Here is a 6,441-nt window from a genome sequence, read left to right as displayed (position 1 = left end):
AAAAGATTTTATTTAATTAGTATTTTTAGTCATGGAGACTTTATGAATATTCGTCGTCAAATTTTTGCTGTAGCTGCTGCAGCAATGTTCACAACCGGCGCTTACGCTGCCGATATCAAATTGGGCGTTTCAGGTCCATTCACTGGCGGCTCTGCCTCTATGGGTGTGAGTATGCGTGATGGTGTGCGCTTAGCTGCAAAAGAAATCAATGCTGCTGGCGGTATTAACGGCAACAAAATCGTTTTAGTTGAACGTGATGACGAAGCAAAAAATGAGCGTGGCGTACAAATTGCTCAAGAGTTGATTAACAACGAAAAAGTAGTTGCTACTTTGGGCTTTATTAATACTGGTGTTTCATTGGCTGCTCAGCGCTTCTACCAAGATGCAAAGATTCCAGTGATGAACAACGTGGCAACCGGCACGATCGTTACTAAGCAGTTCCCTAACGCTGCTGAGAACTATATTTTCCGTAACGCTGCTGCTGACAATATTCAAGCTCCAATGATCGCTAAAGAAGCGGTTGAGAAGCGTGGTCTGAAGAAAGTAGCTATCTTGGCTGACTCTACAAACTACGGTCAGTTGGGTCGTGAGGACTTAGAAAAAGCATTGAAGGGCTATGGCGTAACTCCAGTAGCTACTGAGAAGTTCAACATTGGCGACGTCGATATGACTTCACAATTGCTCAAGGCAAAAAATGCTGGTGCAGATGTTGTTTTGACTTACGCAATTGGACCTGAGTTGGCACAAATTGCTAACGGTATGGCGAAGTTGGGTTGGAAGAAGCCAATGATCGGTTCATGGACATTGTCTATGGCTAGCTTTATTGATACGGCTGGTAAGAATGGTAACGGCGCAACAATGCCAGAGACTTTCATTCAGAACCCTGCAACTACACCAAAGCGTAAAGCTTTCGTAGATGCATACCTGAAGGATTTCAAGCCAAAGAACGGCATCATTGCTTCTCCAGTATCAGCAGCCCAAGGTTACGACTCTGTATACCTCTTGGCCGCTGCTATCAAGCAAGCTAATAGCACAGAAGGACCAAAGATTTTAGGTGCTTTGGAGAACTTGAATACGCCAGTTGACGGTGTTGTGATGACATACAACAAGCCATTTAGCAAGACAGATCACGAAGCAATCAAGGCTAAAGACGTAGTCATGGGCGTTGTTGAAAACGGCCGTGTTGAGTTCATGCATGCAGAGGATGCTAAGAAGAAGTAATTTGAGTTCAAATCAGCAGTGCAAAACCTGATTTATTTTGCACTGCAACATTTGCTAGTTCAAAGCGCCGCCCAAAAAGCGGCGTTTTGCTTACAATTACGACTTTGTTAATAAAACAGTTTTAAGTATTTTCTTTTAGGCCAATAAAAATGGACATGTTTGCACAAATCCTCTCAAGCGGTATCGCTGTGGGGATGATCTATGCGGTGATCGCTTTCGGTTTCCAACTAACTTTTGCCACTTCAGGCACATTGAACTTCGGTCAAGGTGAAGCCTTGATGTTGGGCGCTTTAGTCGGCCTGACCTGCGTAGATACCTTTGGCATGAATTATTGGATCATGATTCCCGTAGTTTGCTTGTTTGGAATGCTGCAGGGTGGCTTTGTTGAACTTATCGGTGTGCGTCCAGCTATCAAGATTAAGTCTGAGTTTGGCTGGATTATGTCTACGATCGCACTCGGAATTATTTTTAAGAACGTAGCTGAAAATATCTGGGGTCGTGATGCATTGCCATTTCCATCGCCGCTACCTATGGAGCCAATGGAATTTCTCGGGGCAAACATTTTGCCAATGGAAATCCTGGTAGTAGTAGGTGCACTAGTCATGATGTTGTTAGTAGAATTTTTTAACCGTAAAACAATTTACGGCAAAGCGGTGGTTGCTACAGCAAACGATCGCGACGCAGCAGGTTTGATGGGCATCAATACCAGCCTGGTAATTACATTCTCGTATGCGCTATCTTCATTAACTGCAGCCTTTGCCGGTGTATTGATTGCACCTCTGACATTGACTGGTGCAGCTATGGGTGGTGCCCTGGGTTTAAAGGCTTTCGCGGTGGCGATTATTGGTGGCCTCTCAAGCGGTATGGGAATTATTGTCGGTGGTTTGATTCTGGGAATCGTTGAAACAGCTACTGGCTTTTATATCTCTACTGGCTATAAAGATGTGCCAGGTTTGATCTTGCTCTTGCTAGTGCTGGCATACAAACCATCAGGCCTCTTTGGTAAATCTGCAATTAAGAAAGTTTAATGATGAAATTGAAGTCTCTATTACCTCTATTAATTGCGATTGCGGGGTTATTTGTTTTACCCCTGTTTATTCATAATCCCTATTACATTCACTTAGCTGAAACGATTCTGATCTACACCATTCTGTTGTTTGGTTTGGATATCGTGGTGGGTTATGTGGGTCAGGTTTCTTTAGGGCACGCCGCCTTATTTGGAATTGGCTCCTACACCGCTGGTGTTTTGTACTTCCACTTTGGGTTGCCAATTTGGGTCAATATCCCGGCAGCGATTATTGTTACTGCGATCTTTGGCGGCATCTTGGCTTTACCAGCATTGAAGGTGATCGGTCCATATCTGGCAATGGTGACTTTGGCATTTGGTACGATCGCGCAGATTCTGATTAATGAGATGACTTGGTTGACTGAAGGCCCATTGGGCATCAAGATTCCAAAGCCAGAGCTGATGGGCGTTCCAATGACCAAGGCAGAGTATTTCTGGTTGATTTCCGCCATTTTGATCATCTCTATGATCGTGGTTGACCGCTTTGTGAAATCTCAAATCGGTCGCGCCTTCGAAGCTTTGCGTGATAGCCCAATTGCTTGTGATTGTATGGGTGTATCCGTATATCGCTTTAAGGTGATTGCATTTGTGATTAGTGCTGGTTTTGCTGGTTTGGCTGGTTGCTTATATGCCTACTCTGAGCAATATATCTCGCCAAATACCTACAACAACGAACTTGCTGTTCTGTTTTTACTTGGCATCATCATGGGTGGACGCAAGTCACGCTTAGGCGCAGTTATTGGTGCAGCCATTATTGTGTTGCTGCCAAAGCTCCTGGACGATATTTTCCTGTTCCGTATCGTTGCCTCAATCATCGCAATCGTAGTAGTGGTTGGTGCTGCAATGGCACTTTCCAAGAAGGTCACTACACTAAGACGTGTAGCAGTTCCTATTACTGGCGTTGTTGGTTTGGCTGCATTCTCATTCTGGCTCAATAGCATTTCAGATTGGCGCTTGAGTATTTTTGGTTTCATGATTTTGTTGGTGGTGTACTACCTCCAAAACGGTATTGTTGGTTTTGCGAAGAGCTTCTACCAGTCTATCGTTGGCAAGACAAAAACAACTCGTGGCGAGGAAGTTGAAGCAGTGGACGACTCCATTAGCTTTATCAGCAAGGTTAGCGATCAAAATACTGGTGCTGAGCTCCTCAAAGTCGATTCCGTATTGATGCAGTTTGGTGGCTTGAAAGCATTGAACAATGTTGATCTGAGCATCAAGCGCGGCACAATTCATGGCTTGATCGGTCCTAACGGTTCCGGTAAGAGCACGATGATGAACGTGTTGACTGGTATTTACGTGCCTACAGCAGGTAACGTTCTCTATGCTGGTCAAAGCGTAGTTGGTCGTACTTCATCAGACATCGCACTTTCGGGTATCGCTCGTACCTTCCAGAACGTACAGCTCTTCGGTGAAATGACTGCCATTCAAAACATTTTGGTTGGTTTACATCACACCTTCAAGTCCAACATGGTCGAGATCGCATTGAATCTGCCGCGTTACAAGAAGGAAGAGGCTGAAGCGCATGCCCGTGCAATGGCGCTTCTGAAGTTCGTTGGCCTCGATGACCTGGCAAATGAAGAAGCGCGTAACTTGCCATACGGTAAGCAACGTCTCTTGGAGATCGCTCGTGCCTTGGCCTTGGATCCAGAGTTGCTCTTGTTGGATGAGCCGGCTGCTGGTTTGACGGCTCCAGACATTAAAGAACTCTTGCGCATTATTCGTAAGATCCGCGATAGCGGTATTACCTTCATCCTGATTGAGCATCATATGGATGTGGTGATGTCAGTGTGCGACACCGTTTCTGTATTGGACTTCGGTCAGAAGATTGCAGAAGGTAAACCAGCTGAAGTTCAGGCAGACGAGAAGGTGATTCATGCCTACTTGGGTACTTAATCACTAGAACTATATTGAATCGGTAAATACCATGTTATCTATTAAGAATCTTGAAGCAGGCTACGGCAAAGTAAAAGTTCTGCACGGCATCAATATTGATGTTCCTAAGGGACAAGTCATTACCTTGATCGGCTCAAACGGCGCTGGTAAAACAACTACCATGCGTGCTATTACCGGCATGATTAAGCCTACAGCTGGTGAAGTAACCTTGGCTGGCGAGCAAATTGATGGTTACGACTCTCATAAAATTGCCCGCCTTGGTTTAGCGCATAGTCCAGAGGGTCGCCGTGTATTTACGACGATGTCCGTGAATGACAACCTCTTGTTAGGTGCATTTCCGCGCTTTACAGGTAGCCGCCCAAAAGGCGATATCAAGAATGATCTAGAGCGTGCTCTAGAAATGTTCCCGCGCTTAAAAGAGCGTCGTAACCAATTAGCTGGAACCTTGTCAGGTGGTGAGCAACAGATGTTGGCGATGGCGCGTGCTGTGATGCTGAACCCAGAGATCATTCTGTTGGATGAGCCATCAATGGGTCTAGCGCCAATTTTGGTTGAGGAAGTATTTAAGATTATTTCTAATCTCAAATCACAAGGCGTGACAATGTTATTGGTGGAGCAGTTCGCTGCCGCAGCCCTGAACGTTGCTGACTACGGATATGTGCTTGAGAACGGTAAGATTGCAACCCATGGCCCAGCAGATAAGTTGATGCATGATCCTGCTGTAAAAGCTGCTTACTTAGGTGGGGCTGGTGGCCACTAAGATTTAGCATGAGCGTGTTGGTTAAAAAGCCCTTGAAAGAGGGCTTTTTCTATTGGGGTGCGAGAGGCGCGATCGAGTTATTTGCCTAACTAGTTCTGGAGTAGTGAGATCGCCTCGCGAATGAGCAGGGCGCGATAACCCATATAGAAGGCAACACCCACAAATCCAATCAGAAATAACTTAGGAACTAAAGCGCCCTCAGCCACCAATTCTGAATTGAGAAGTCCCAGGGCAACAGCCATGAAGAAGAGTGCCCCTAAGCCTAGAACAATCCAGCTTTCATGTTTACTGACTTGCTGAGTTTTGTTGGTGTATGCGAGCACCTGAAAGCCATTTCCATTTTGATAGCCGGAGACTATGATGTCATCGCCATTGCTCACCACCATCGGTGTTGAAAATTTAGCTTCAATAGCGCGATTATTTAAATGAAATGTCGAGATAAAGAAGCGCTGGTAATACACCGAAGAGTGATCGTGAGTGGGCTTTTCTGGATTTACATATTCCAAGAGCTCATTATTGAGATTGCTAACGGTTCCGGAGATCCTGCTAACTGAGCTGCTTAAAAGAGAGCTGGGTTTAAGAGACATGAGTAGGACTCCCAATAGCACGAGAGAAAAAATGAGAAGAAAAGAAGCTGTTGGGCGTTTCACGAATTTAAAATGAGTATGCCTTTAATGAGTAGGCTAATCGCAATCACCAAGGTGAAGATCGAGAAAACGAGTTGAGTATGCGGACCGCTCAATTTTTTCCCCAGAAGCAGTCCAATCAATAATCCACCTAAGGCGGCGAGTGCAAAAGGCGCCGCAAGAAAGATATTTAAGCTACCGTTCACCGCCGAGAAAATAGCTCCACCACCGGTGATGATGGCTAGCACTCCAAGAGAGGTGGCGACGATGGATTTCACTGGCAAGTTGGTATAGCGTTTGAGTGCTGGCACGATGATAAAGCCACCGCCAACACCGAGCAGGCCGGATAAAAAGCCTGCAATGCTACCAGCGAACATGAGGGCGCGCGCACAAGGCACGGTCCACTGGAGTTTTCCAATGGCAGGATTAACTAAGCAAGGCGGGGGTTTTCTATTTTCCTCTGGGATGCCTTTCAGCTCATTGCGCGCTTGCAGCAATAAGCGCACTGCTACATACAGGAGGATCAAGCTAAATAGAATTTGTAAGGGCGCATTCGGAATCTGCGGTGCTAGCCAGAGCCCTACAGGAGAGAGGATTAAGCCAAAGATCGCCATGAAAATCGCTGCTTTATAGCGCAAGATCTTGTTATTGAGGCCCAGAATAGCGCCAACGCTAGAAGCAAGGGCGACTGCACATAGTGCAATTGGTGCTGCCTCTGCAATGGGCAGTCCCAAAAAGAAGACTAAGAGCGGCACAGACAAAATCCCGCCACCTGCGCCAGTAAGGCCCATGAGGATGCCAACTAGGATACCTAGCGAGGGGCTGATCAGGGTTGAGTAGTCCATTGCAATTTATTTTAGATTAATATAGTATAT

6 protein-coding genes are annotated in these 6,441 nt (G+C 45.8%); 4 read left to right on the top strand and 2 right to left on the bottom strand.

The genetic code is table 11. The features are described 5' to 3' along the window. Positions 1-42: 42 nt before the first annotated feature. The 4 genes from B7X71_RS10395 to B7X71_RS10380 all read left to right on the top strand — a co-directional run bounded on the left by B7X71_RS10395 (position 43) and on the right by B7X71_RS10380 (position 4,940). Positions 43-1,221 (top strand): ABC transporter substrate-binding protein, encoded by a 1,179-nt coding sequence (locus B7X71_RS10395; RefSeq protein WP_293597769.1) that lies wholly within the window; start codon positions 43-45, stop codon positions 1,219-1,221. Positions 1,222-1,370: 149 nt separating this feature from the next. Continuing rightward, positions 1,371-2,249, top strand: a complete 879-nt coding sequence (locus B7X71_RS10390) for a branched-chain amino acid ABC transporter permease (protein WP_293597770.1) — start codon at positions 1,371-1,373, stop codon at positions 2,247-2,249. Positions 2,250-2,251: 2 nt separating this feature from the next. Continuing rightward, positions 2,252-4,180 carry an ATP-binding cassette domain-containing protein gene (locus B7X71_RS10385; RefSeq protein WP_293597771.1) on the top strand — a complete coding sequence of 643 codons (1,929 nt, stop codon included), beginning with the start codon at positions 2,252-2,254 and terminating at the stop codon, positions 4,178-4,180. A 31-nt stretch (positions 4,181-4,211) separates the two neighbouring features. After that, complete coding sequence (locus B7X71_RS10380) at positions 4,212-4,940, top strand: ABC transporter ATP-binding protein (RefSeq protein WP_293597772.1); 729 nt, start codon at positions 4,212-4,214, stop codon at positions 4,938-4,940. Positions 4,941-5,029: 89 nt separating this feature from the next. Here B7X71_RS10380 and B7X71_RS10375 read toward each other — a convergent pair whose 3' ends face one another. Beyond that, positions 5,030-5,527: a hypothetical protein gene (locus tag B7X71_RS10375; protein WP_293597773.1), complete on the bottom strand. Its 498-nt coding sequence runs from the start codon at positions 5,525-5,527 to the stop codon at positions 5,030-5,032. Between the two features lie 59 nt (positions 5,528-5,586). After that, a complete protein-coding gene (locus tag B7X71_RS10370; RefSeq protein WP_293597774.1) occupies positions 5,587-6,411 on the bottom strand; it encodes a sulfite exporter TauE/SafE family protein in 825 nt (274 codons plus the stop codon). Positions 6,412-6,441 lie beyond the last annotated feature (30 nt).

This window comes from Polynucleobacter sp. 39-46-10, from assembly GCF_002282275.1.
This window is presented reverse-complemented; position numbering and strand designations above follow the sequence as displayed.

What these genes read in the sequence shown, in the direction of transcription:
- B7X71_RS10395 (WP_293597769.1), top strand. Translation starts at nt 43, where the DNA reads ATGAATATTCGTCGTCAAATTTTTGCTGTAGCTGCTGCAGCAATGTTC.
- B7X71_RS10390 (WP_293597770.1), top strand. Translation starts at nt 1,371, where the DNA reads ATGGACATGTTTGCACAAATCCTCTCAAGCGGTATCGCTGTGGGGATG.
- B7X71_RS10385 (WP_293597771.1), top strand. Translation starts at nt 2,252, where the DNA reads ATGAAATTGAAGTCTCTATTACCTCTATTAATTGCGATTGCGGGGTTA.
- B7X71_RS10380 (WP_293597772.1), top strand. Translation starts at nt 4,212, where the DNA reads ATGTTATCTATTAAGAATCTTGAAGCAGGCTACGGCAAAGTAAAAGTT.
- B7X71_RS10375 (WP_293597773.1), bottom strand. Translation starts at nt 5,527, where the DNA reads ATGTCTCTTAAACCCAGCTCTCTTTTAAGCAGCTCAGTTAGCAGGATC.
- B7X71_RS10370 (WP_293597774.1), bottom strand. Translation starts at nt 6,411, where the DNA reads ATGGACTACTCAACCCTGATCAGCCCCTCGCTAGGTATCCTAGTTGGC.